Here is a 26,019-nt window from a genome sequence, read left to right on the forward strand (position 1 = left end):
TGAACGCCTCTAAAGACGCGAAACAAACATCAATCCGGCTGATTAGTCAGCCGGTAACAAAATCCAAATCGAGTCCTGTTCCGAATGTTGACTCGACAACAAAAAGAGAATGAATTATGTCTAAATATCAAGAAGCTAAACGCATTGTTCGCGAATACTTTGATGCAATGGAAAACGCAACTCACGAGAACGTTGCTGAAGTTTTAAAAGCACACACTTCTGAAGATTACTTGTGGCGCGGTGTTTACCCATTCCGTGAGCAAGAAGGCGCACAAGCTGCGGCTGACGTATTCTGGGCTCCTATGATGAAATCAATGACTCGCATGCAGCGTCGTCAAGACATCTTCATCGGCGGTAACAACGAAGTTAACCCAGATGAGATTTGGGTAATGAGCATGGGTCACTTCATGGGTCTGTTCGATGCTGAATACCTAGGCATGCGCCCTACCGGCAAAATCATGAACGTTCGCTACGCAGAATTTAACTGTGTTGTTGATGGCAAAATCACAAAGACTGGCCTGTTCCTAGATCTACTAGGCATGATGGACCAAGCGGGTTGCTACCCACTTCCACCTTCAACTGGTAAGCACTTCGTTTACCCTGGTCCACGTAACCACGATGGTCTGTTATTTGAAGATGCAGATCCAGAAGAAGGCGTTGCAACACTAGCGCTAGTAAACAAAATGGTTGATGACCTTTCTGCTCTTAACGACAGCGGCGCGATGGGTTGCCCACCAGAAGTACTAGCGAAGAGCTGGTCAAAAGACATGATTTGGTACGGTCCATGTGGTATCGGCGCGTCTTACACAATTCCTCGCTACCAACAGCAGCACCAACTGCCTTTCCGTAACAACCTGAAAGACAAGAAGTTCAACGGCCACGTTTGTCGCTTCGCTGAAGGTAACTTCTCTTGCTTCTTCGGTTGGCCAAACCTATCAAACACACCAACAGGTGGCTTCCTAGGTATGACTGGCGGTGAAGTCCGTGCAAACATGCAAGTGGTTGACGTGTACTACCGTGATGGTGACAAGCTGTCTGAAAACTGGGTTCTTATCGACCTTCCTTACTGGCTACAACAGCAAGGTCTAGACGTGTTCGAACGTACTTCAACCATCATGAACCCAACGCTTTAATCCAAACGCTTTAATCCAAAAGATTGAAACGAAACAGTGGCAACCTAAATAGGCATCTGATTTGGGTTGCTACGCTTACTGGGAGATCCTTCTCGCTCCTAGTAAGTGCTCCAACCAATTCATTATTGCTCCACTAATAATTGAATCCACTAGTACCTCATGGATGGGGTACACCCTGCCAAACCATTACCAATATAACGGGCTCGAAAGCACGGTGGCTTTCTGCGGCCTGAATAAAGAGAATAACAATGAATAAGTCGATTCTTTCAGCAGTGATCCTGACAGCACTTACCTCGGGTTCTGCTTTTGCTGCACACACTTTTACCAATGACGCGGGCGATAGCCTAACACTAGATGGTCGTTTCGACGTTCGTTACCAAGATAAAGGTGGCGATCACAACGGCGAATGGAACAGCGGTAGTTCGCGTTTCGGCCTTAAGGGTCAAATGGGACTAGACAACGACTGGACTGGCTTTGGCCATGCCGAATGGGGTTATAACTCAGGCGCTAACGGCAATAACATTTACGACCGACTTCTATACGCAGGCGTTGAGCACGAGAAATACGGTAAGATTGCTGCCGGCACAAAACAATGGTCTACCTTCTACGACGTGGCTTGGTTTACCGATATGGGCCGGGTATTTGGTTCACGTGGTTCTGGTTACTACAACCTATCTGACTGGGGTATTGCTTCTGGTACAGGCCGTGCTGAAAACTCAATTACTTACCGCAACAACATCAATGACAACTGGAAATACGGCTTCACTTACCAAACCACTCGCGAAGATGTTGGCCTAGCAGACGGCTTAACAGCAACCCTGAAAAACGGTATGGGCGCATCAACGCTGTACACTATTATGGATGGCCTAACCATTGGTTTAGCTTACCACCAGAATGAGTTTGATGATGTCGATGCGGGCGTTCAAAACATCAAAGATGGCGATACACAACGCATTGGTCTATTAGGCGTTAACTATACCAATGATGGTCTATTCGTTGGTTTCACCTACAGCCAAGGTTCAAACTGGGAAACCACCAGCCAAGCTGAATTCTACGACCACCGTGGTGCTGAATTCTTCACCTACTACCACTTTGAAAATGGTCTACGTCCAACCTTTAACGTTAACTACTTAACGGACACAGACGACAACGCAAATGGCTACGAGCGTCAGCTAATTATCCCTGGCCTTGAGTACCACTTTAAGAAGAACAAGTTCTTAGTGTGGACGGAATACCAGTTTGATAATGGCAACGACAAGTCTGTTGGTAACCATTACGAGAATAGCGATGATCAATTCGCGGCTGGTATTCGTTACTACTTCTAATGGCTAGTGGCTTATGGCTTATGGCTTATGGCTTAGTAATATGTCACTCAATTTGTGGGTAAACTCGTAATCTAAAGCTCTGCTCTCACGCAGAGCTTTTTAGTCACTATCTCTGTAATCATACTTTTTTCCAACACAGAGAATGGGTTATACCCAACATCAAATTCAAAATAGTCATTATTCCTTATTTTTCATATCATTCCTTGTTATTGCTTTATGAGTACGTACCTAATTATGGTATCCTGTGCGCAGTTAATTAGGTTCAAAAGTATGGTCTATGAACTCTCCAAAACACTCCACGGCGTCAAAGCCAACCGTTACTTCAAAAGATGTCGCTAAGCTCGCTGGCGTTTCTCAATCAACGGTATCTCGCGTATTTGTACCGGGCAGTTCGGTGTCTGAAAAGACCAAGCAGAAAGTGTTCGATGCAGCAAAATCGTTGAATTATCGTCCCAATGCCTTTGCCCGCAGTCTGACGACAAATGAATCCAAATTGATTGGCCTAGTTTTTCCTGACGCTGACTACCCTATCCACATGAAAACCCTACAGCTTATCTCCACTGAGCTACAAAAACAGGGTTACTCTGCGGTATTGATTCCTTGGCAAGTTGATGGAAACGATAACCACTCTATTCCTAATATCTTCCAATACCGAGTTGATGGCGTGATTGCCGCTTCTGCGACCTTTAATAAGTCGCTTTATGAAGAGTGTGAAGAGTTCGATATCCCGATCGTTCAATATGCACGAGTGGTTGAAGGGACTAAGAGTAGCCATGTAGTGAGTGACAACTACGCCGCAGGCCAAGTTGCCGCTCAACACTTTCATAGCGTGGGAACGAAATCAGCAGTTTACCTGACAGGTAACGTACCAACCTACACCAACGGCGAGCGTGAATCGGGCTTTTGTTCAGAATTCGAAGACCTCACTGGCAAGCAAGCTCGTGTTATTGAAGCTGACTACGACTACCTTGATGCACTCGATACCATTCGAACCCTATTCTCAGAACCCACACATCCTCAAGCGATTTTCTGCGCGACAGATAACCTAGCGATGGCGGTAATGGATGTGGCGCGCTTAGAGTTCAACCTGCGTATTCCAGAAGATCTTCAAGTGATTGGTTTTGATGATATTCCGCAAACTCAGTGGTTGAACTACCAACTCACTACCTTCAAGCAAGATTTCAGACGCCTTGCCCGCGAGTCAGTAAAAATTGTTGTTAGCCAGATTCAAGAGCAAGACACGAGCTTAATTAAGCTGATGGTGCCAGTGAAATTTATTGAACGAAACACCACGTTGAAAATGAAATAGTGTTTTTCTTCAACCTGGATTTGATTGGTATCAGTTCGGAGGAAGTACTGATTGGTATACCCCTGAGTCGGTACTAAGTATCCAAGCAGGCTTTACCTTTTAATTGAATAGATAAAATGAGTAAGCCTCTTGTTATGCGAGGCTTACTTTGTACACATTTTGATTCAGACTACGCACTCTTTCTTCATGATAGTTAAGCCTGCTTCGAGAGTTTCTGTCCAAGCTAGTTCGACGCTTTCATCATAGTGAGGATCGTATTTTTTAACCGTATTGAGTAACGAGTTGAACCACTCGTTGAGCTCTTGCTCAGAAATATCCAACCCTAAATCTTTATGCCGCTTTCCAAGCTTTCTCACCGAGTTTCGTACGCTCGGCAGACCAGCAGAGTTGTAGATAAGGATGATCGAGGCCTTGAGCATCTTGGTTTGTTGTTCTAAGCCTATACTTTCGAATCTCTCCGAAAATCTAGGGTTATGTTTGCAGAAATCCGCCAAAAACGTTTCAAGAAATTCTTGGTCAATCCGGCAGCGCTCAAAGCTTTCATAAAACAGTTCGTTCGATGTCATCTAGCTGACCCTTTGCAAAATTTTGAGTCTTCAGGACGCTAACAAGTTCAGAGCCGCGACTTCGCCAACTCCGAACCATCAACATGATCTAAGTATACGCCACTATGGCATAACGTAAACTATGGCATAAAGTGAGTTGCACAGATCTTGTTCCCATCAGGATCTCGCAAATAAGCCATGTACAAGCGACGCTCGTCAGAACCTCTCGCTCCGGGGCCGTTTTCAATGCTTGTGCCACCATTTTCGACGCCGACACGGTGCCACTCATCCACAGCTTCAGGAGAAGACGCTAGAAAACCCACCGTCATGCCATTGCCGTGCGTCGCTGGCTGACCATCAATCGGTTTGGTTAAACCTAATACGCCCGTTTGGCTAACGTAAACACAGCGCCCTTTAGGGTCAACCGAGCCTTCGCTATAACCAAGCACTTTCATGATTGGGTCATAAAAAGCCTTCGCGCGTTCAATATCTTCGGTACCGAGAAAAACATGGCTGAACATAACTAACCTCTTCTTTTATTGAAAGAACACCCTAAACTAGACCTATAATTTGCGTTTGTCTAGGCACGCTATTCGGTCATAATTGCAGCCTAACCTAATCATCGATAGTGGCTCGCACATCGATGAGGCTTTACTAGAAACGATTAGTGAGAACTTAGACTTCATGCCTGCGTTTGCTCATCGACTCGCTTAGTGTGGCATTTTGTTAGAAGCTAATAAGCTCGGTAATAGCAGCTAATAAGCTCAGTGACAGTTGAGCTCATTCAAGATATTGAATCCAAATTTTTTAATAAGAGGTCATGATGAAATTGATACTCAACGCCGATGATTTCGGCCTCACTGAAAGCGTGAACCATGGCATCGTCGATTGCTTCAAAGCGGGCATAGTGAAGTCGACCACCATCATGATGAACCAACCGGGAACACAACACGCGATTGAGCTCTATCACCAAAGTTTAGTGCCGGAACTAGGCTTGCACTTTACGGTCACCGCAGGGAAACCTCTTAGCGCACCAGAATTAATACCAAGCTTGGTGGATAACCAAGGTTACTTTTTAGATAAAGCGACGTTGTTCAACAAAACGGATGTCGTCGAAGAAGAAGTGAGACTTGAACTCAACGCACAATATCAGGCCGCCATTACGGCAGGTTTGAAGATCAACCACATCGATAGCCATCACTTCGGGGGTGTGTTTAAGCCACTCAAGGCGGCATTTACTCGAACCGTCAATCAAATTGGCTTACCAGTAAGACGTATCGACAACATTTTGAGCGGGCAAGTGTCGCTTTCGGTAGCAACACCTGACGCTTTCGACATGCGATTTTTTGACGAGGGAGTTTCGCTAGCAGGCTTACAAGACTTGCTAATGAGCTACCAAACCGCAATGCCCAACGGCACCGTCGAGTTGATGTGTCACCCCGCGCTTTCTGCGAGCGAGGAGCTAAAGTCACTGTCTAGCTACAGCGAAAAACGAGTGGAAGAGCATCAACTTCTCACCAGCTCGGAACTCAAGCAGTGGCTTAACGACAATCAAATAGAATGTATTGGATTCAACGCTCTCAGATAGGGAACCTTAATTTAGGGCTAATCAACGATGCGTTGAGCGCCCTGCCCTTGGTCGTGCAGGATATCTTCAGGGTTCAATAAATGGCACTTCTGCATACTCAAACAACCGCAGCCGATACAGCCGGTTAGGTTCTCTTGTAGCGAGCGGATTTGTGCCATCTTGCTGTCGAGTTGTCCTTGCCATTTCTTCGCGACTCGCTCCCAATCACGCTTAGTCGCGGTCTGGTTCATTGGTAAGGTAGACAGCTCTTCTGTGATCTCTTCAAGCGTAAAACCAATCGACTGAGCGACTTGAATCAGGGCGATTCGTCGTAACATCGCGGATTGATAGCGACGTTGATTGCCATTAGTGCGAATCGAAGCAATCAGCCCTTTGGTTTCATAAAAGCGCAGCGCTGAAGGAGCGACACCGCTTCGCTCCGAAAGTTGACCAATCGTTAAATACACGACGTTTTTCATCTTCGTTCACTTCCCTTGTTCGGTTATCTAGCCATTCCAATCCATGAAATTAAGTATAGCTAAAGTTAATCTTAAGTTTAAGTTCAGCCCTTGTGACCTCACTTAGATTTTGGCTAAGGTATTGCCGTACATGGACTCAAACCCTGGAATGTTCTGTTCCCAAATAGGCATATCTTCTCCCACTATCGACTTCAATGTGTCGAGGAACAGCTTGGTTTTAATTGGGGCATCTCGATGTGGATACACCGCGTAGAAAGTACCAAAATCATCCAGTTGAAGGTGAGTCATGATCGGGACTAACTGCCCACTGGTGATTTCATCGGTCAACATTTGCGCGGTCACCACAGCAAGTGTACTTCCTGCCACCACGCTTTTAGGAATCATCTCAACATCATTCACTTTGTAGGTCGCATTTAGTTGAAAGTGCTGTGCCTTACCCTGTTGGTCGACATACGAGAACTGATCAATCAGTAAACCTGGCGCGGCATAGATCGTTGCAGGTAATGATTCTAACTTCTCAATCGTATTGATCTCTCCATGCTGAGCAATGAACTCAGGCGAAGCCACGATCAAGAGTCTGCTTCGAGCAACCTTACGACTGATCAAGCTTGAATTCTTTGGCTTGCCAATTCGAAAGCCAATATCAAACCCTTCTTTGACCATATCAACAACTCGATCTTCGAGTCGTAATTCGAAGTCTACGTCCGGATATTGCTTCTGAAAAACCGATATCGCCTGCTGAACATATTGCCGACCAAACATGGTAGAGCTGGTGATTCTTAATAATCCTCGAGGCTCTGCATGATAGTTTTGCGCCAAGCGTCGAGTATCGTTCAACAGTGCACGAAGCTGATGCGCTTGATTGACCATTTCATTGCCAGCCGCCGTCAAAGATAGAGAACGTGTTGTGCGATTCAACAAGCGAACATCGAGTTCTTCTTCAAGACGACTGATCTGCTTTGAGATAACAGAACGGTCGACATTTCTTTGCTCAGCAACTTTGACAAACGAACCCAGCTCAACCACTTCAAGTAACAATAATAAACGACTAGAGATATCCATAACGACCTTTGTTGCATTCAGAGCACCAATTAAGTGCCAATATGACTATTTTTCTCATCTTATTACAGATTTATAGTAGCTGCACATAACGGAGACAACATTCAGTCCCAAATTATTAGAGGAAAACCCCATGACATTACTATCTGTGACTAACTCAAATGGCATTGCAACGGTATCAATCAACAACCCACCAGTGAACGTGCTGACTTTCGATTTGATCAATGAGATCAACGCATTTGTTCTTTCATTAAAAGATGATCGTGATACCAAAGTGGTTGTATTTAAATCATTGAACGAGAGCTTCTTTTTGGCTCACTTAGATCTCAAAGTGATCAACGGAACTCAAGGTGGACAAGCAGGTTCAATTGAATTCAACCACATGATCGAGAACATTAAAGCGATGAAACAAGTGTCTGTTGCTGCGGTTGATGGTGTCGCTCGCGGGGGCGGTAATGAATTTGTGATGGCGTGTGACCTTGCTTACGGCACTGAAAACTCAGCGTTCGCACAACCAGAAATTCATGTAAACATCCCGACCGGTGGCCAAGGCGCAGTGCAATTTGCAAGACGCATGGGCAAAAACAAAGCGCTACAAGCATTGCTACTAGGCAACGATTTTACAGCTCAACAAGCAGAGAGCCGTAACATCATTACGCAGTTTGTACCAAAAGCGGAACTAGACAGTTTCTTAGCGGCTACACTAGGCGTGATCAGCCAATTAGAAATACGTGACATCGTGATGTACAAAGAGATCATCGCCACCTCAATCAAAGATGAGCAAGCGGGCGCAGAGCTAGAACTAAGATACTTCCTAGAGCGTGCAAAAGAGCAAAAAACCGCGGCTATCATCGGTGCATTTCTAAAACATGGCGGCCAAACTGAGCGTGAAGCTAAAGATATGCCAGGTATCTTCGCCGATACTGCTGCTGAGTTATCAAACTAGAACCCACATTAAGACAACCATTGAATGGTGGCTGTCTTTTCAATTTGCGTTCTATCCACTCACCTTTGATTGATTCACTGAGTAGAAGTCTATCGAACGACTTTGTTCATGATCATCTTGAGGTGTTCAATCATTTCTGGGTTAGTCATCTCTCCCGATTCCATATCGAAATTATCGTAGAAGCTTGGTACTGACATCGAGCCTTTCACATCAGCATCAAAGTACGGTGCTGAATTGACCGCAGAAGACAACACCGAGGTCGCGCCCCCAGGCCCTGGAGATGTCGCGAGCATGACCACAGGTTTGCCTTGATACACCTTCATATCAATACGCGATGCCCAATCAAATACGTTTTTAAAGGCGGCTGTGTATGAGCCGTTGTATTCAGCAAAGGAGATCACAACCGCATCTGATTCTCCGATCTTGTCAAAGAAGCGTTGAGCGTGTTGATGAACACCTGATTCTTGCTCCCTTTTCTCGCTGTAAATTGGCATCTCGAAATCATTGAGATCAAGTACTTCGACTTGAGCCCCCTCAACTAAGCTTGCGGTGTATGCGGCAAGTTGTTGGTTTATTGATGTTGTACTGTTGGTCGCGCCAATCGCTAATACTTTCATTATTTATCCTCGAATTCGGTTAAAAACATTTCTTTAAAGTTGAAAAAGGTACATTAGGCGTCAGCCCAAAGTAGGTTTGTAGGGCAGCAAAGTAAGACGCTTCATCTTCGAGCAACCACTCTTCTGTTGAGCCGTTTTTCGTCACTTTGATCTTTTGATTAAGTAGCGTGACGATCCCATCTTCAATTGGCAGTGCCGCAATACAGTTCGACGTAAAAATCGATTTCGGGCTGGTTGATGTGAAGAAGTTACTCGACTCTAAATCGTTGGCGCACACATACGTCATGTCTAGGCTGTATACATTCATCCACTCTTCACCCTGCTTTATCTGCAGTAGCAAGCCATACAGTTCGTCTTCGATGAAGCGGAAGGTTTGTAAGTCGGTATTTTGTAAACCAGAGTTCTGCTCAAGGTTGGCTTCTAGCAATAATGGAGCACGAGGGGTAAAAGTGCCAAAGCCTGCATCCACCAGCCATTGTTTGCCATCAATGGTCACTAAGGTCACTCGGTGGCTACGCCCTGTCGGCTCGCCCGCTAAATGAACACGACCAAGTAAGCTTCTGGCTTCAAAGCCCAAGTGGCTTAACACATTCAGCAACAGTCCATTCAACTCTTGGCAGTAACCACCTCGTTGATTAACCACCAGCTTTTCATGAAGCGCCTCTTGAGAAAGCAGAATAGGTTGACCATTAATCACATCAAAGTTTTCAAAAGGGATACTTCGGTGTTGATGTTGATGAATGGCTTTTAGGTTTTCGATGGTTGCACCCGTTGTTTCTGGCAAACCGATTCTCGAAAAGTATTCGTTAATATTTCTCTGTTCCATATCCCAACCTATTCTCATTTTATTGCCTTCTCGTGATTAACTCACAACAAAACAGGTGATTTCTTAAGTTCGAGAGAGATGATAAAACTTCAAGTTAACTTGAGGTAAAGTGATATTTTCAATAAGTAGGAAATAATTTAAAAATGACTATAAAACAGGGAATTACCGCAGGCAAAATACGAACTTGTATTGCATAGACAAAAAGAAGCACACCCAGAATGCAGTGGGTGTGCTTTATTGAGGTGTTATTTACTCAGATTGATTTAATGGACTGACACCCGAATAGGCAACACCCGATAGCTCCGCCATTTCGCGATTCCATGTTGCCAGATCGTGAGGGTTAAACTGATTCAGATGATCATGCCCACACGCTCTCGCCATCACTTGCATTAATTCTGTCGACGCCTCGAAGAAATTTTTAAGCTGATTCGATGCTTTCTCGACATTTAAACGCTGACGTAAGTCGGCCTTTTGAGTCGCAATACCCGCCGGGCAATTATTAGTGTTACACATTCTCGCCGCCACACACCCTATCGACTGCATAGCGCTGTTTGAGATAGCGACGCCATCAGCACCAAGCGCCATCGCTTTCACAAAGTCCATCGGAACGCGTAAACCACCCGTGATGATCAATGTAACTCGGTCACTGACGCCTTGTTTATCAAGGTAAGCTCTAGCGCGAGCCAAAGCTGGAATCGTTGGCACACTGATATGGTCTCGGAACATTTCTGGCGCAGCCCCAGTACCGCCGCCTCGACCGTCTAGAATGATGTAATCGGCACTGGCATCTAATGCGAACTGAATGTCTTCTTCGATATGGTTAGCACTTAGCTTGAAGCCTATTGGGATACCGCCCGTCACTTCTCGAACTCGGTCGGCAAAATTTTTGAAATCCTCGACAGTTTTTAGATTAACAAAGGTGGGTGGGGAAATCGCGGCGGTACCTGCTTCAATACCACGAACCTCAGCTATCTTGCCGATGTTCTTCGCACCCGGTAGGTGGCCGCCGGTTCCGGTTTTAGCACCCTGCCCACCTTTAAAATGGAAGGCTTGGACATTTTTGAGCTTAGCTTCATCGTAACCAAATTGCGCGCTGGCTAATTCATAAAAGTAACGTGAGTTCGCCGCTTGCTCTTCAGGCAACATTCCGCCCTCTCCGGAGCAAATCCCAGTTCCTGCAAGCTCTGCGCCTGTCGCTAAAGATATTTTCGCTTCTTCAGACAAAGACCCAAAACTCATATCAGAAACAAACAAGGAGATGTTCAATTTGAGCGGCTTTTTCGCTTTTGGCCCAATAATAAGCTCAGTTCCGACGGGCACATTTTCCAATAACGGTTTGGTCGCCATTTGTGCAACCATCACTTGAATATCATCCCAGTGAGGCAATAGGTGTCTTGGCACGCCCATAGAGGTCATTGGCCCATGATGCCCGACCTTGGATAAACCATCACGCGCTAGCTGATGAATAAACTCGACGGTCGGTTCTTCTTTGGTTGCGCTCGCAGCAGGAGACAAATCTGGCGCAGCAGCTTGAACATGAACTTCAGGGCCCTCTTGCCCAACTTGCTCCGCAGTGAACTGTTTATGAGTGCCATCGCAAAAAGGAAGGTTGTTAGAATACTTACAGCGGCACAGGTACGCATCACCACTCTCTTCGGCGACAAAGCTTTTCGGTTTGAAGCCGGTTCCTGCATGAGAACCGTCACAAAACGGTTGGCTTTTCGATTTCCCACAGGTACAGAAGTAATACTCCTCTCCCTTCGTCAGCTCTACTTTGACGGGTTTGTTATCCGCGATTACTGGACTCTTCATAGTTCGTTCACCTTTTCTTTTTTATGATTTGATGACTGAAGCGATGACTTGCTCACAAGAGTAAAGTAAAGGTGAGATACGCGGCTAATTCAATAAATGAGACTGATAGACAAGGTAAGTAAACCGACTAAAAACAGTCATGACCGACTCAACACAAACAAAAATGGCTACCTAGTAGGCAGCCATTATGTGTTGGAGCTTAGTCAAAGCTAATGCACGTAGGGTTAATCGAACAGTTCGATAACCAACTTGTTGTCTCTGATCACTAGATTCGGTTCCGATGACTTAATCAACGACTCTTGAACCTTATTGCTGTCGAGTTTGTAAACAGGAGACTGAGACAAAGCAAAACCTATCATCGATACCGCAGGTTTGAGTAGTGTCTCTATTTCTGGCGAAAGTTGTTTGCCCTTCTCCTCAAAGCGTTCTAGTCGCAACGACTTTAGATACACCTCGCCACTTTCCTTGTCGTATTCAGGAATCGCGCTGAACTCTAAGTCTAAATCCAACCCCATGTTTGGCATGTTAAACACTTGAACCTTTGCATTGGTATTCGCCAGAACAGACACACGCTCGGCATCAGATCGACCAATTTGCACCGCTAAGTCATCAACCGCCACTTGCGCATACATAACGTTTTGCACACCGACTTCTTGCTCTAACATCACAGAATCTTGTAGGTAGTTCGTCATTTCTTGTTCAGTCACGCTATAGCTCACACAACCACTTAGCACCAGCGCAGACGCTGCCAAAATGAACTTTTTTGCTACGTTAATTATCATCAATATCAGCTCTTTATCGTTAGTGACTAGCGCGGAGTTTACTGTGTGATCATCAATAAACAAAACAGTAAAAACACGATATTCGTGAATACCTTTATTAATAAGCATAAATATCAGTAAGTAAAGCACCAGATTGGATTTCCCGCTTGAGAGAATGACACATGTCAGCCAAACGCCATCAGATTTGTGTACTCGAATTAATTGAATTTTGCTTCTAAGCTTATGGGATATTTAGGGGGCTTACTGTAGGTTTCATCATGGAGTCGAAGCATGAAGAGTGAGCACAATGTCATCAAAAAGAGTATCACCTGAGCCTAAAACTCGTTCTGTGATTCTATTATGCAACACCGCATGCCTGCATCATAAACAGTGGGTAGAGGAACTGCGTCTCCATAAATGGGAAGCTCAAATTGCAGAAACTAGCGAGCAGGCCATTCACTTGCTCAATTCCCGCAGCCACTGCTGCGCACCAATTGTCGTTTCCTGTCTAACATCATCTTCAATCGACAAACAATGTGAGCAAATTTCAGTACTGAAGGCTCATTCTCCAAGTTTAAAAGCAATCGCTATCTGTAGCCTGCCACCAAGTCACGACTTACCACTCATTAAGCAAACCTATTGGGATTATTACCATCTACCTATTGATACAGAATGGCTTTGTCGAAATTTAGGGCATGCATATGGCATGGTAGACACCAAGCAAAACAAACCTAAGCCTTCCTCGTGCCATGAATATCAATTGGTGGGGCAATCCAGCACCATCCAACAACTTAAAAAGAAAATAACTAAGATCGCTAACAACGATTTTCCAGTACTGATTCAAGGGGAAACAGGAACAGGAAAAAGCCTATGTGCACGTTTAATACATGAAGCCTCAGCTCGTAGCCAGAAACCTTTTATCGCAGTAAATTGTGGCGCAATTCCACAGTCACTGATTCACTCCGAGTTATTTGGTTTTGAAAAAGGCTCGTTCACTGGAGCAAACAAACGCTACGTCGGACATGTAGAAAGAGCGAATGGTGGCACACTATTTTTAGATGAGATCGGCGACCTTGAACTATCGCTGCAAACCTACTTACTCCATTTTCTAGAAAATAACTTGATAGAGCGATTAGGCAGTAACAACCAATTGCCCGTAGATTGCCGTGTGATTTTCGCCACCAACGTCAACATCGAACAAGCCGTTGCTGCGGGTAAATTTCGAAAGGATCTCTTTCACCGGATCAATGTACTTCCATTGGATTTAGTGCCACTCAATGATCACAAAGAAGACATAGAAGATTTGGTTCGATTTGAGCTGAAGCACAAATATGCATCCAAAACCAAACTGCCTAGTGACACCCTTGAGCAAATGAAACAGTACCATTGGCCGGGCAATGTCCGAGAATTATTCAACTGCATAAAAAGAGCGATTGTTCTTTCTAATTCAAGTGCCCTCTCTACTCGTCATATGGGGATTCAATTGAAAGACGAGTCACCCGACACTGAGAGTGACACTCGACTTTCTTCAAAAAATGTTCGTCGAGTGATTCAGCAACACCACTACAATATTTCCCAATCTGCTAAAGCGTTGTCTATTTCTCGGACAACCTTGTACAAGCTAATCAAAAAACATCAGATAGTAATTTAAGTCGCCTAACTAGCTAACTAAATAACTAAATAACTAAATAACTAAATAACTAAATAACTAAATAACTAAATAACTAAATAACTAAATAACTAATAAAGCAGCCTAACGAACTAGGCTGCTTTAAAGTTTAGTTGTACTCAATTAATGAAAGTGCTTATGGCTCTGGAACAGTAAATGGACAAACATCACAGGTTGCAATGTTCGATGTTTCCATAAATGCTTCTTGCAAGAACAGCGAGTCAAACGTTGCTGTAACTTGATTAGATAGCATTCCGTCTACTCCAGTTGGTAACACATTTGGCGCATAGGTTTTGCTTACTTGCGTACACACTTGACCAATCGCATCACCAAAGTTCGGTATCCACTCTCCTTCACCCGTCTTACAAGCAAACAGCTCAGGGTCGGCACTTAATGCACTACACATATTACCAGCACCACATGTGGTCACATCCTCAAGATCATCACAAGGTAAAGCGAAGTCGAGGTAATAACTGCTGTTGACGACTTCGGTAGGTAAGTCAGAACGGCTCAAAGAGTCATCCTTAGAATCCACCAGCGATTCAATGGCCAATGGGATATCACCGGTATTACATATTTCAACATCATAGGTTTTCTTAAGCACAACTTGACCACTATCAACCTCTAAGAAGCTATTACATACCTTAGAAATCTCAACCATTGGACTCAAGTCGATTGGCGGACAATTGTAAGCCACAGGAGCTTGAGCATTCACGATAAGCCCATCAAGATCCACTGAACCATCTATCACGCCGACGGCACCGTTATTTACAGACAAGTAATTACCCATGAATGAGAATGACTCACCGACGCTCCACACTTCATCACCGTTCCCAACCACAGGAAGCGCACCTAAGATTGGTGACTCCGATAAAAAGGCCACGTCATAATCACCATTGGTGCCTAACGAACCAGGACCAGTGTTGGTCACCGTCACGGTATAATCTATATTGAACATGCCATCAACCGTAAAACTGGTTGTGTTACAAGTCGCCGCTATGCTGATACTACATAAACTGAATGAGCCGACAACGAAGTCAGCCAAAGATGCATCAATCGAACGGGAAGCTCGTGACTCCACTAAGAAGCTACTGAAACAAGGAATATCCTCAATACCAAACTCATCACTTAACAGAGCTGACAAGTTTAATCGACCTTCCACAAAGCTCTCTGTTGGAATCGTTGTAGTTTCACCCGTTTTAGCTAGATAATCCCAACCTTGTACATTGGGTAAAGCAATTGCCCCGATAGAATCATCATTTGAAATCGCACATATCTTCTCGACACCGACAGCGCCACTGCCACATCGTGCACCAACAAAATCATTCGATTTAGGATCTCCGTCAGTTTGGAAAATTCTCGTCATGTTGTCAGTCACATCACCATTATTCAAATCCCATTGGAATACTTCAATGTAGGGGTTACCACCGCTCGCTTGTGGGAATGAAATCAGCACAAGGATGTCCCCATTGACATGCTGCCCAACAAAGTCGCCCTTAGTTTGTCCATCTGGTAATCCTACTTGGTCTTGTAAGAACCAGAAACCAATGTACATATCACCATTGTTGGCATATCGGTCTGCACCAAAGTAAATCAGCAAATCGCCTTCGCTTTCAAAGGCAGCAGCATACGCATTAGTAAAGTCATCTTTTGGTTGTGGTGACGCAGTACGGAACGCCCAATCCGTAATGTCGGAATCATCTTTTGATCCCCCCTTCCAAAAAATTTGGTCGATACCGTTACGGTCTTTTTGGAAAAATTCTGCAATCCCAACCATGCTATTGGGATCATTTACATCGTCCCAATCAATACCACTATTATCACTGGTCGCATTACCATCAAGTTCCATCACATCAACAGTAGCCCACGCCAACTGGGGGCTACTAAACAACAAAAGCACACTAAGTAAATAATTTATAACCTTCATGTTCTCTCTCCATTTGTTCATACTTATGCTGTTAGGGTTTTCTGCCTTGCCCAAATTGGAGAAAATCCTTTAGCAATTCGTAGGTTCGATAGAGCATATTCCAAGCCAAGTTCAACTAATTGATTTGGTTGATGTTTATATATTGAAGGCACACCTTTATTGGACGCTTTGTTATCATTTGTCCATAAAGTCGAGATTTAACCAAATAATCAAGAACTTGAAAGGGTGAACAAAGTGTCTAAGTCAGACATATTTAGAGCTTTGATACGAGGAGAGTGATCTTTAAAAGGTACAATAGCGTAGCCACTTTAAGCTTATCGAATAACAAGCGTGTGAAGGGTGCCGATTTAGCGGGCAACTGAAGGTTCTTCTAACTAAGCCACAGGCGGAAAAACAATGACACAACTGACGATATTTTACGATGGAACCTGCCCACTTTGCGCAAAAGAGATGGCAGCGCTGACTAAGTCTGATTCCAAAAATCAGATCCAGACCATCGATATCTACAGTGAAGCGTTTTCAAACTACCCACAAATAGATGCCGAGGCAGCCAATACAATTTTGCATGCACTGGACGAAAACGGAAAGCTGCTGCTCGGTCTAGACGTGACTTACCAAGCGTGGAAGCTAGTAGGAAAAGGTTGGCTGTATGCCCCATTACGTTGGACGATGTTCAAGCCAGTGGCAGATTGGTGCTATCTACGGTTTGCCAAGAATCGATATAAAATTTCGTTCTGGCTAACCGGAAAGTCGCGTTGCAACGGAAACAGCTGCATCAAATAGTATTGAGTTAAGATATGCCGCTGGCGACTTTGTAGTAAACGATGCCAAACAGTGCTGCGAACACCAATACAGTAACGGCCACTTTCAACCAAATAAATTTCATGCTTTGTCCTTTTAATTCTGTTTACTGTTCCACGCGACAAGTTATCACAACAAAACATAACGTTGTGTAATGATTGATAGAACTTTGTAGTGAACCCAGATTCCCAGAGAGAGACTTTATGTCGGCAAAAGAGAGAAATCTTCCCACTCATCGACTTTCTAGATTTAGTAAGTTCGCCTCGTTGGCGACAAGAGTCGCAGGTAACGTACTAACAGAAGGCACCAAGCAAATCGCACAAGGCAACAGACCCAAGGCAAAAGACTTGCTGTTAACGCCACAGAACATTGCTCGCCTGACCGACCAGCTCGCGCACCTGCGTGGAGCAGCGATGAAACTCGGTCAAATGCTGTCGATGGATGCGGGTGATATTCTTGAACCAGAGTTAGCCAACATTCTTGCTCGCCTACGTTCAGACGCTGACCCTCTGCCAGCCAAACAGCTCAATCAAGTGTTAGAAAATTCGCTCGGAATGAACTGGAAGGTGGAGTTTATCTCCTTCAACTTTAAGCCTATCGCCAGTGCGTCCATCGGTCAGGTTCACCAAGCGTATAGCGACTCTGGAGACAAACTTGCCATCAAAGTCCAATATCCAGGCATTCGAAAAAGCATCGACAGTGATGTGGACAACGTGGGCACATTGCTTAATATTGTTGGGTTGATACCCAAATCGGTCGACTACAAAGGCTTATTAGAAGAGGCAAAGAAACAGCTCCACGATGAAGCAGACTATGCTCGTGAGGCGGACTATGCGAATCGTTATCACAATGCATTAAAAGAACACTCACACTTCGTCGTACCTAAGATCCATCCGCAAGTCTCTTCAGAATCCGTGCTCGCCATGGACTTCATTGAGGGCGTCTCAATAGAACAGATAGAAAGTTACGACCAAAGCACCCGTGACTTTGTGATGCACAGCTTGCTTGATCTCCTATTTAGAGAGTTATTCGACTTTAAGATGGTGCAAACCGATCCCAATTTCGCCAACTACCTTTACGTTGAAAACACCCGACAAATTGGCTTATTAGATTTCGGAGCAACTCGAGAATACAGCGACCGATTCAGCGAAGGTTATCGCTTAGCCTTTTCTTCAGTGATTAACAACGATGAGCAAGGACTCAACCAAGCGTTAGAGCAAATAGGGTTCTTTAGCGAGACGATTCTCCCCGAACAACGCCAAGCGATTCTAAACCTGGTGAAAATGGCTTGTGAGCCGATGTTGGTTGACGAAGATTACGACTTCAAAGCAAGTGGTTTAGCACAACGTCTTCGTGAAGCTGGCACCATACTCAGCATGGAGCAAGAGTATTGGCACACACCACCCACAGATGCCCTATTCCTCCATCGTAAAATCGGTGGCATGTATCTGTTAGCCGCTCGCCTTGGTGCAAGGGTGAACATAAGTCGTTTGGTCGCTCCATATCTCATCTGCGATGACACTTGATTCGTTCATAAATAGTGACGGTTAATGATTAGAGTGATCATTTCGCGCTGCGCAAGAGTACTAACAGTTACGCCAACTAAAATGAGCCAAACCTATGAAACCTTCACTGCTTTGCTCCACCGCCCTGATTACAAGCCTAACGAGCTCTATCGCTTTTGCAGCCAGTTGCCCTGAGATACTCAACGGCAAACAACGTTTGTTGAATTCGAACGAAGAGATAGAACTGTGTGAAGAGTTTCAAGGCAAAACCCTTTTGGTTGTGAACACAGCCAGCCAATGTGGCTTCACACCACAATTTGAGCAACTTGAGCAGCTTCACCAAACGTATAAAGATCAAGGGTTCACGGTTGTTGGGTTCCCAAGTAATGATTTCCGCCAAGACAGAGGAAGCGAGGAGCAATCCGCTAAAATCTGCTACCTAGATTATGGCGTCACCTTTCCAATGATGGCGCGCGCTTCACTGTCTGGACCTGACGCAAACCCAGTCTTTTCCGAAATCCAACAACAAGCCGGTATCAAACCGAAATGGAATTTCTACAAGTTCTTGGTCAGCAAAGAAGGTAAAGTGATTGCAACTTTCCCGAGTTCTACATCGCCAACCAGTAGTACCCTCAAAAATGCAATAGAGCAACAGTTATGAGGGCGGACTATATGGCGACAACTCAAACACGCAACACCATGGCCAAGCTTGGTTATTTGGGTTTAATCCCCTTTTTATTCGGCCTACTGTTATCACTCACCGACAGCCAATTATTTAGCTTGAGCGGCGAAACACTCTTCATCACCTACAGCGTGGTCATATTGAGTTTTTTGTCAGGTATTTTGTGGGGAAATGGCATCGAAAATTTCGAAAGCCCATCCAGCAACAAGGCTCTGATTCTAAGCAATGTTATTGTGTTGACAGCTTGGCTGTCGGTGTTGCTAGGTGAGCAGCAAGAGTTTCTCACCATTATCCTTCTTATCATTGGCTACATTGCGGTTTGGCGAGCGGAAAGGTCTATGAGAGAAGAGAACCAAAGTGAAGGCCCCGATGGCTATTTTGATATGCGAACCCGATTAACGTCCAGCGTGGTGCTGATGCACGGTATCGTGATGCTAACTTAAGCATGCGATGCTTACATCTAAACAGATACATGAAGCGGGAACTAGACGATGAGCTGCATGACCTGACGAGGCTCATCGTCACCGAAATAATTACTCTCTTCCTTGATAGTCACGAAACCCATCGACAAATACAGTTCACAAGCCGAGTTGTTATTTGGGTCAACGGTAAGCAACAGCTTGGATTTTTGTGGCAAGGTTTCTATCGCCTGCTGCATTAGCTTTCTGCCAATCCCCATGCCTCGGTAAGCCGTATCAACAGCCAATGACAAAACCCAATACTCCTGTTGTTTATCGGTTGGTGTCATTAACACATAGCCCGCAACCTGCGAAGCTTGTTTCGCCACCAACAAGCCCTTCCCCCAGCAATCAAACGCCTGACGAAAGAAAAACAGCGGATAGGCGTGCTCGCCAAACAAAGCGTGTTCAAGCTGGTAGATATCAGCCAGTTCTTGTTTTTCCGCACAGACAACATTCATACATAGGCCTTAAAAGATTAACGATAAACTAAACAAACAAAATGAGAGCTACTGACGGCTCACCAACAAATTCGCACCAGACAAGGCAAGAAACACAGAACATGCTTTATTGAAGCGCTTGGCCATTTGAGGTTTTGAAAACCAATTTCGTAGATATAAGCCAAATGCCGCATAGATGGAAATCGCGAACATTTCTAACACAAGGAACGTACTACCTAAAGCAAAGAATTGAGTATTTACGTTCGCAGAAACATCAACAAATTGAGGAAGAAATGCGGTGAAGATAAGTATCGCTTTAGGGTTGCCAGCGGCAAGTGCCAATTCTTGTTTAACCAGACCAAACCAATTCTTATTTCGTTCGATTTCCTCGACCGGGCTCGCTTGTGAGCGCCATAGGTTGAACGCGATCCACAACAGATACATCGCACCAAATAGTTTGATAAGGAAGAACAGAGTTTCAGAGGTATAAAGCACAACCGCTAAGCCAGATGCAGCCAAAGCAATCATGCCAGAAAAAGCGAGGATTCTTCCTAACCCAGCGACAAAGGCGGCCTTAAATCCATAACAACGGGCGTTGTTCATTGATAACAAATTGTTAGGGCCCGGAGTCATGTTGAGCGCAAAACAAGCGGGGATAAACAGCAGCAACTTCCATATTTCCATTGGTATTTCCTAGTCTCAATACGCCAAGGTTGTCGTATCATTAAATGAGATACGACCTTTTATAGCAGCTATTAAAACCAGTACCAATCCTACTGTCGTATCCTTTCAACTAATTCTCAAAAAACTTCTCATATTCTGGCGTAGACAAGTTTTCCGCGACACCAATTTCACCGATGATATAGATAGCACTCGCAAGAGTTTCAATGGTTTGGTTAAGCTCTCTATCAGGCACTTCACCAACAACAGAAACCGACTGGCGTGCAGACGTTGAATTGCAGACCACGCTTTCACAAACGATATTGTGCTGTTCCTGTTGAGAAACTTCAGGCGGCTTGAAATCCGGAGAATTGAAGTCAGGAGCAGTAATACCCTCACTTGAAAAATCAAAGGAGCTGTATGAGGTAGCTGAAAACAGAGAAAGGAGCAGCATCCACTTATTCATATATCTTCCCATCGCTAGCATTCACTGAATTTATAAATACTATCTAATTCGACCGATTATGAACAGCGTTTTATTATCGCGGATGATTGTGTGTCTAATTGCCGATTACCCGCTGTACTTTGGGTGACACGAATTCAACCCACATGCGAATGCTTACCTAACATAAACTTATCGAGTAGCGCCTGTGGTACAGGGATAATAGAGTATCGAATGAAGGCAACTAACGTCACTATCGCAACAAAACTGCCTAAAACAAAATCATGCACATCAACCAGCACCCAACCAAGGAGCCTGTCACTGATAATCGCAAGTAGACCGATGCTCACCGCGACCATCCATTTACGGTGATCATAAGGTAAATATTCCATCTTTTGGCTCACGATATAGAGCAGTAACAATCTCACGGCGTAAGTGCCACAGAGCACCATCACAACTCCCCATACTTCATAGATAGGTGTCACAACAAAATAACCAATGGCTGCTAAGGCTGCACACCCACCCTGTATCCACATTTGCGATTGACTTGAGTCACCACTAAAGCAGCCTAGATTAAGGTAATCCCCTGCACTCTTTATTACACCAATAGCCAAGAGTGCCACGACGATAGTCCCCGCGTACTGATAACTACTTGGTAGAATCAAATCAATAAATCCAGGTACAGTGAGGATCATCAAACAGCCCAAAACAATGGCCAGATTAACGCCTACTAACGCTCTCTCCGCACACACTTTATGACCACCGGATTGTTGAAGCATAGCAACACGATTTGGAAACCACCAAAGTGCATAAGGCTGCAACAGTAAGCCTAGAATCAACGCAAACTTACCGCTGACCGCATAAATCGCAAGCTCTTCAACGCCGACGAAACTCGCCATCACCCAACGGTCTAGCCCTGTAATCATGTATATCGAAGCACCACCGACTAACGTGGGTAACCCAAATTTTAGAATCTTAGCAGAGTACTTGAGGCTGCCAAATGTACCCATCTCTTGCCATTGATAACGTAATAAACACAGCATCAACAACACACTCGACACCGCGGAAGATATCAGAACACCATCAATGCCATAGCCTGCTTCCAGTAGGATAAAGGTCATTGCTGCTTGCACACTCGCCTTCAATACATTGAGCATGCAAAAACGTTTGGCCATCGCATTCATTCGCATCAATGTTAGCGGGATAGAAATCGCACCATCTAGCATGGTAGGGATCAATAGCAGTAGGATTTGATAAGGCTGGAACTCGACTGGCAACATCAATAACAACAGCGGCATACTAAGAGCTATTAAGGCACCTCCTAACACGCAGACTAAAACACTCAAAGTGAAACAGTTGGAGACAAGCTTTCTCTTTTCTTCACCCTCAGCCACCCCCACATATCGATACATTGCCTCAACAATACCGAAACTAAATAGGATCGTCCCTATATCAGCCAGCAAGACGATGGCCTCTAATGAACCGTATTCAGCCAACGTCATTTTATGGGTGATATAGGGGATCATCACAAGTGAGATCCCTTTCATCATCACAATACCGATGGCGTAATAGGCGGACTGTTTTAGTGAACCCATAGGAGACACCTATTCCCTACCATGCAGGAGTTAGGAAACTCTTACAGTCCCCAAGAAGATGTCGTAACGTTCGTTTTTGAGGAGCCAAAACTAAAGAACGGATACTGTATGAGATGGCCAGTCGGTTTTTTTGTAAGCCTCGATAATAGTCAGCGTAACCTTCCAGAATTCTTGCTTTTGCGATTTTGAAACTCGAAGTTGGTAGGTCCCATCGTTGACTGTCATTTTGGTAACGCTGGAGAATAGCTTCTATAGACTGCAAATTTCTCAATTTAAGGCTTTCCGTTTGGGTAACGGAACTCGATCTCATCAAGTAGCCTACTTGCACTGAGTTCAATACACCAATCTGATGATTTTCACTCATTCGAAGCCACAGTTCCCAATCTTCCCCATACTTAATGTCAGCATTGAAACTGTCTGTTTGAGAAAACACATCTGCTTTCACCATGACCGTCGATGTTCCAATCACATTGTTTTCAATGATGAACTCCAACGGGTTTTCAATATTGATAAACGCTTCATCTTGATCTTGAAATTGTGACCAATAACTAAAGCAATCAACTATCACTTGATAGTCTTCAGTAAGGTGTTCGTAGTTAGTAAAGCTCATCGCAAGACCTGGGGATCGTTGGTGAAATTCGAGTTGGTGTTCGAGTTTTTCGGGTAGCCAGAAGTCATCAGCATCTAGAAAAGCAATGTATTTACCCGTTGCTTTCGCTATTCCAAGGTTTCTTGCTTGAGGTGCGCCAACACCCAAAGTGGATAAGGTAATAATGCGTTCATCGTCTATCGACGCGAGATACGTAGACGTTCCATCGTTACTGTTATCGTCAATGACAATGAGCTCAACATCTTGATGAGTCTGCTTTAGTACGCTGCCAATTGCTTTCGGCAGGTAATCCAAGCAGTTGTAGGTAGGAATAACAACACTTACTTTAGCCATAATGACACCCTCAGATTTATACGTTATATGGCTGACGTTGCATGTTCTATGCCGAGAGTTTCTAGCTACAAAATCATTTCTAGATCAGCCACCTACGCGTCCATTCCCAAAATGACGACAAAACGCATCAGGTCGAAAAACCTACAACTTCAATTTGACTATCAATTTGAGAAAACGGGACACTTCTAGGTGGGTAGCCTTCAAAAAACCATTGAAATGCCCGCCAAAGCTACGATTAGATCTTGGTTCGTATCTTGCTTTATTGGTTATTACATTGGCTTGATCGCTTTAATCGCTTTAATCATATGGATTTGAGGAGTAAGGAATGAAGAAAGTAGCATTTGTGGCGCCAACCTACCCTGTACTCAGTGAGACCTTCATTCAAACAGAAGTCGACTCCTTGAAAGATTGTGGACACGATGTCTGTGTCATGACCTTCAAAATTGAAAACAGCGAAAAACAATTTGACTACGACATTGTCGAAATTGGCAAAGACGTTCAGATGGGTAAAGTGACCCACATTAACTGGCTAGGGTTGTTCAAAGCTATCTCATTTATTTCTAAGCAAACCAGTATGCCTAAAAAGTCACTGTTCGCTTATGGATTCAAATTAGCACTGCAACTCGCAGAAAAAGACGTAGAACACGTTCATGCACATTTCTGTCAGCACACCACAGCTCACGCTATCGTAGCAGCAAAGCTTCTCAATATTACTTGCTCGTTTGTCGCTCATGGCCACGATGTTTACGAGTTTGCTTATGATATTGAACAGAAAATCTCTTCGAGTGATTTTGTGGTCGCTGTCTGCAAAGACATGCTCGCGGACTTCAATACTATGGCGAAAGGAAACGTTAAGCTCCTACACTGCGGAGTAAATACCAAACAATTCCAACTCAATCCAAAAACTGAAACGAAACAACTTCGCTTTGTTTTCCTTGGCCGGTTAGTTGAACAAAAAGGTCTCCACCACCTTATTGATGCATTAGCACCGATAGCCCAACCTCTTGACATTCATCTTGATATCATCGGTACTGGTGATTTAGAGCAACAATTAAAACTGCAGGTAAAAGAGCAAGGGCTCACTCGAAACGTGACCTTTCTTGGCGCCAAACCTAACGAGTGGGTGAAAGAGAAACTGTCGAACTATGAGAGCCTAATCGCACCATTCTGCTTTTCTGAAACAGGATGTGTGGATACCGGACCACTCGTTTTAAAAGAAGCGATGGCCGTAGGCACACCCGTCATTACGACCAACATCATGGGATGCAAAGAGATCGTCTCACCTGAAACCGGTTTTGTGGTTAACGAAAAGAACGTTGAGGAATTAAGAGAAGCGATTGAGCGTTTTGCACAGTTGAGCAGCAATGATAAAACGTCAATGGGATTAAAGGCACGTCAAAGAGTAAAGGACAGTTTTAATTCGATAAAACAAGCTCAGCAATTATCTCGCTGGATAGAAGACCCGGCTCAATAGTAGCTAACTAAAGTAGCTAATTACTACTAAGGCAACTAATTAACACTTAAGAAACTAAGCACCACCAGCTTCCACAAGAAAAGCAAAGCGCTACATCAACTTCAAATGTAACGCTCAATTTAGCATCTTCTACCTAATTATGAGATCTTCGGTTTTCAGTAACTTTTATTAGCTTTTCATTAAGAAGCCTAGCTAGCCAGCTCGCAGTGCCAAAATAGATTCAATATCTTCGATATCACGATATTGAGTCAGTTGTTGCTCTTGCGATGAAATAGCCACAATCGACATTCTGTCGGCCAATTCGTTACCTTCAATACCAACGTGCCCATTCACATGGTAGATGGTAATTTTTGAAGCCAGTTCTTGGTAGAGCGCATAGGCAGGTTTAATAATATCGAGGTTTTTGATCTCGCCGCCCGACTTCGTCCAGCCCTTTTTCTCCCAACCAGTTGCCCACTTAGTAATACAATCTATCGAGTACTTAGAGTCACAATAAATCGCAACAGACAAACCTGAGTTTAACTTCTCTTTTGCGAGTAAAAACGCCTGTTTAAGGCCATGTAACTCGGCGGTATTGTTGGTACCAACAGGCTGATACAAGCCATACCACAATTCTGTTAATTGGTTGTTTTGGTAAACCGCCAACCCCGTCCCTGCTTCACCAGGGTTTGGCTCACAAGCACCATCGGTAAAGATCTTGATATCAAAAGGCATATCAGTGATTTGCTGCTCTGAAAGAGGCGGCACCTTTGCTTTCGTCGACTTACCCGTAGAGCTTGGCTTTGTAGCCGTAGACCCTGACGCAGACGACGTTTTACCACCGAAAGCAGACTCAGCCTCGCCTAGTGTTGGAAACGATTTATATCTCGCACCAGCAAAGCCATCAACTTGCGCTTTACACTCGTTCCAAGTGGTAAAAATACCCGGTGTGCGACCGTTCCAAACCACATAATATTTCTTAGCCAAACTAACTCCTTACCAAAACCTAAACACACAAACAGTGAATCAGTACATTAGATGCCACCACGCTATACGTTGCAAGGT

General features: G+C 44.4%; 27 protein-coding genes and 1 pseudogene. 11 read left to right on the forward strand and 17 right to left on the reverse strand.

Translation table 11 applies throughout. The features are described from left to right. The first annotated feature begins 116 nt into the window (after positions 1–116). The 3 genes from AB8613_RS03570 to AB8613_RS03580 all read left to right on the forward strand — a co-directional run bounded on the left by AB8613_RS03570 (position 117) and on the right by AB8613_RS03580 (position 3,767). On the forward strand, positions 117–1,133 hold the full coding sequence (locus AB8613_RS03570) for a nuclear transport factor 2 family protein (protein ID WP_017629761.1): 1,017 nt from the start codon (positions 117–119) through the stop codon (positions 1,131–1,133). A gap of 248 nt (positions 1,134–1,381) precedes the next feature. Then, complete coding sequence (locus tag AB8613_RS03575; protein WP_146491784.1) at positions 1,382–2,458, forward strand: porin; 1,077 nt, start codon at positions 1,382–1,384, stop codon at positions 2,456–2,458. 277 nt (positions 2,459–2,735) lie between these two features. Beyond that, on the forward strand, positions 2,736–3,767 hold the full coding sequence (locus tag AB8613_RS03580) for a LacI family DNA-binding transcriptional regulator (protein ID WP_372384503.1): 1,032 nt from the start codon (positions 2,736–2,738) through the stop codon (positions 3,765–3,767). Between the two features lie 164 nt (positions 3,768–3,931). On the opposite strand, the gene AB8613_RS03585 is transcribed toward AB8613_RS03580, so the two are convergent. Together AB8613_RS03585 and AB8613_RS03590 are read right to left on the reverse strand one after the other, a co-directional pair. Further along, positions 3,932–4,333: a globin gene (locus AB8613_RS03585; protein ID WP_372384504.1), complete on the reverse strand. Its 402-nt coding sequence runs from the start codon at positions 4,331–4,333 to the stop codon at positions 3,932–3,934. 119 nt (positions 4,334–4,452) lie between these two features. After that, the gene (locus AB8613_RS03590; protein ID WP_139684457.1) at positions 4,453–4,833 is read right to left on the reverse strand and encodes a VOC family protein; all 381 of its coding nucleotides are present in this window, start codon (positions 4,831–4,833) and stop codon (positions 4,453–4,455) included. A 302-nt stretch (positions 4,834–5,135) separates the two neighbouring features. Between AB8613_RS03590 and AB8613_RS03595 the strand changes: the two genes are divergently transcribed. Next, the gene (locus AB8613_RS03595; RefSeq protein ID WP_372384791.1) at positions 5,136–5,900 is read left to right on the forward strand and encodes a carbohydrate deacetylase; all 765 of its coding nucleotides are present in this window, start codon (positions 5,136–5,138) and stop codon (positions 5,898–5,900) included. Positions 5,901–5,917: 17 nt separating this feature from the next. Here AB8613_RS03595 and soxR read toward each other — a convergent pair whose 3' ends face one another. Then, the gene (soxR, locus tag AB8613_RS03600) at positions 5,918–6,358 is read right to left on the reverse strand and encodes a redox-sensitive transcriptional activator SoxR (RefSeq protein WP_048658223.1); all 441 of its coding nucleotides are present in this window, start codon (positions 6,356–6,358) and stop codon (positions 5,918–5,920) included. A gap of 102 nt (positions 6,359–6,460) precedes the next feature. Next, a complete protein-coding gene (locus tag AB8613_RS03605) occupies positions 6,461–7,420 on the reverse strand; it encodes a LysR family transcriptional regulator (protein WP_372384505.1) in 960 nt (319 codons plus the stop codon). Between the two features lie 130 nt (positions 7,421–7,550). Here AB8613_RS03605 and AB8613_RS03610 point away from each other — a divergent pair, with 130 nt between their 5' ends. After that, positions 7,551–8,363 carry an enoyl-CoA hydratase/isomerase family protein gene (locus AB8613_RS03610; RefSeq protein WP_372384506.1) on the forward strand — a complete coding sequence of 271 codons (813 nt, stop codon included), beginning with the start codon at positions 7,551–7,553 and terminating at the stop codon, positions 8,361–8,363. 89 nt (positions 8,364–8,452) lie between these two features. Here the strand turns inward: AB8613_RS03610 and AB8613_RS03615 are convergent, their stop codons facing one another. The 6 genes and pseudogenes from AB8613_RS03615 to AB8613_RS03640 all read right to left on the reverse strand — a co-directional run bounded on the left by AB8613_RS03615 (position 8,453) and on the right by AB8613_RS03640 (position 12,400). Further along, complete coding sequence (locus AB8613_RS03615) at positions 8,453–8,980, reverse strand: NADPH-dependent FMN reductase (protein WP_372384507.1); 528 nt, start codon at positions 8,978–8,980, stop codon at positions 8,453–8,455. 19 nt (positions 8,981–8,999) lie between these two features. Beyond that, entirely contained in the window at positions 9,000–9,806 is an 807-nt protein-coding gene (locus AB8613_RS03620; RefSeq protein ID WP_372384508.1) for an arylamine N-acetyltransferase, read from the reverse strand. A 249-nt stretch (positions 9,807–10,055) separates the two neighbouring features. After that, entirely contained in the window at positions 10,056–11,045 is a 990-nt protein-coding gene (locus tag AB8613_RS03625) for an FMN-binding glutamate synthase family protein (RefSeq protein WP_372384792.1), read from the reverse strand. A gap of 23 nt (positions 11,046–11,068) precedes the next feature. Further along, complete coding sequence (locus AB8613_RS03630) at positions 11,069–11,128, reverse strand: hypothetical protein (RefSeq protein ID WP_366669659.1); 60 nt, start codon at positions 11,126–11,128, stop codon at positions 11,069–11,071. Positions 11,129–11,414: 286 nt separating this feature from the next. Beyond that, a pseudogene (locus tag AB8613_RS03635) lies at positions 11,415–11,618 on the reverse strand (CDGSH iron-sulfur domain-containing protein); the annotation flags it as partial. Positions 11,619–11,842: 224 nt separating this feature from the next. Beyond that, the gene (locus AB8613_RS03640; RefSeq protein WP_146491933.1) at positions 11,843–12,400 is read right to left on the reverse strand and encodes a DUF1439 domain-containing protein; all 558 of its coding nucleotides are present in this window, start codon (positions 12,398–12,400) and stop codon (positions 11,843–11,845) included. A gap of 286 nt (positions 12,401–12,686) precedes the next feature. Between AB8613_RS03640 and AB8613_RS03645 the strand changes: the two genes are divergently transcribed. Continuing rightward, positions 12,687–14,030 carry a sigma-54 interaction domain-containing protein gene (locus tag AB8613_RS03645; protein WP_372384509.1) on the forward strand — a complete coding sequence of 448 codons (1,344 nt, stop codon included), beginning with the start codon at positions 12,687–12,689 and terminating at the stop codon, positions 14,028–14,030. Positions 14,031–14,184: 154 nt separating this feature from the next. On the opposite strand, the gene AB8613_RS03650 is transcribed toward AB8613_RS03645, so the two are convergent. Continuing rightward, the gene (locus tag AB8613_RS03650; protein WP_372384510.1) at positions 14,185–15,975 is read right to left on the reverse strand and encodes a hypothetical protein; all 1,791 of its coding nucleotides are present in this window, start codon (positions 15,973–15,975) and stop codon (positions 14,185–14,187) included. 396 nt (positions 15,976–16,371) lie between these two features. On the opposite strand from AB8613_RS03650, the gene AB8613_RS03655 reads away from it, so the two are divergent. The 4 genes from AB8613_RS03655 to AB8613_RS03670 all read left to right on the forward strand — a co-directional run bounded on the left by AB8613_RS03655 (position 16,372) and on the right by AB8613_RS03670 (position 19,406). After that, positions 16,372–16,758 (forward strand): thiol-disulfide oxidoreductase DCC family protein, encoded by a 387-nt coding sequence (locus AB8613_RS03655; RefSeq protein WP_146491768.1) that lies wholly within the window; start codon positions 16,372–16,374, stop codon positions 16,756–16,758. A 221-nt stretch (positions 16,759–16,979) separates the two neighbouring features. Then, the gene (locus AB8613_RS03660; protein ID WP_372384511.1) at positions 16,980–18,302 is read left to right on the forward strand and encodes an ABC1 kinase family protein; all 1,323 of its coding nucleotides are present in this window, start codon (positions 16,980–16,982) and stop codon (positions 18,300–18,302) included. A 94-nt stretch (positions 18,303–18,396) separates the two neighbouring features. Next, positions 18,397–18,942: a glutathione peroxidase gene (locus AB8613_RS03665; RefSeq protein ID WP_372384512.1), complete on the forward strand. Its 546-nt coding sequence runs from the start codon at positions 18,397–18,399 to the stop codon at positions 18,940–18,942. Beyond that, positions 18,939–19,406 carry a DUF3429 domain-containing protein gene (locus AB8613_RS03670; protein WP_372384513.1) on the forward strand — a complete coding sequence of 156 codons (468 nt, stop codon included), beginning with the start codon at positions 18,939–18,941 and terminating at the stop codon, positions 19,404–19,406. Before AB8613_RS03665 ends, AB8613_RS03670 begins: the two co-directional genes overlap by 4 nt. A gap of 41 nt (positions 19,407–19,447) precedes the next feature. On the opposite strand, the gene AB8613_RS03675 is transcribed toward AB8613_RS03670, so the two are convergent. The 5 genes from AB8613_RS03675 to AB8613_RS03695 form a co-directional block, all read right to left on the reverse strand. Beyond that, entirely contained in the window at positions 19,448–19,882 is a 435-nt protein-coding gene (locus tag AB8613_RS03675; RefSeq protein WP_146491764.1) for an N-acetyltransferase, read from the reverse strand. Positions 19,883–19,930: 48 nt separating this feature from the next. Then, entirely contained in the window at positions 19,931–20,545 is a 615-nt protein-coding gene (locus AB8613_RS03680; RefSeq protein WP_285952847.1) for a LysE family translocator, read from the reverse strand. 109 nt (positions 20,546–20,654) lie between these two features. Further along, positions 20,655–21,008 carry a hypothetical protein gene (locus tag AB8613_RS03685; RefSeq protein WP_372384514.1) on the reverse strand — a complete coding sequence of 118 codons (354 nt, stop codon included), beginning with the start codon at positions 21,006–21,008 and terminating at the stop codon, positions 20,655–20,657. Between the two features lie 113 nt (positions 21,009–21,121). Further along, positions 21,122–22,558 (reverse strand): lipopolysaccharide biosynthesis protein, encoded by a 1,437-nt coding sequence (locus AB8613_RS03690; protein WP_285952846.1) that lies wholly within the window; start codon positions 22,556–22,558, stop codon positions 21,122–21,124. A 16-nt stretch (positions 22,559–22,574) separates the two neighbouring features. Then, positions 22,575–23,501, reverse strand: coding sequence for a glycosyltransferase family 2 protein (locus AB8613_RS03695; protein ID WP_372384515.1), 927 nt, complete (start codon positions 23,499–23,501; stop codon positions 22,575–22,577). Between the two features lie 325 nt (positions 23,502–23,826). Here AB8613_RS03695 and AB8613_RS03700 point away from each other — a divergent pair, with 325 nt between their 5' ends. Continuing rightward, positions 23,827–24,975: a glycosyltransferase gene (locus tag AB8613_RS03700; protein WP_146491759.1), complete on the forward strand. Its 1,149-nt coding sequence runs from the start codon at positions 23,827–23,829 to the stop codon at positions 24,973–24,975. Positions 24,976–25,167: 192 nt separating this feature from the next. Here the strand turns inward: AB8613_RS03700 and AB8613_RS03705 are convergent, their stop codons facing one another. Beyond that, positions 25,168–25,941 (reverse strand): viroplasmin family protein, encoded by a 774-nt coding sequence (locus AB8613_RS03705; RefSeq protein ID WP_146491758.1) that lies wholly within the window; start codon positions 25,939–25,941, stop codon positions 25,168–25,170. Positions 25,942–26,019 lie beyond the last annotated feature (78 nt).

The sequence above is a fragment of the Vibrio sp. BS-M-Sm-2 genome (assembly GCF_041504345.1).
GTDB classification, from domain to species: domain Bacteria; phylum Pseudomonadota; class Gammaproteobacteria; order Enterobacterales; family Vibrionaceae; genus Vibrio; species Vibrio satsumensis.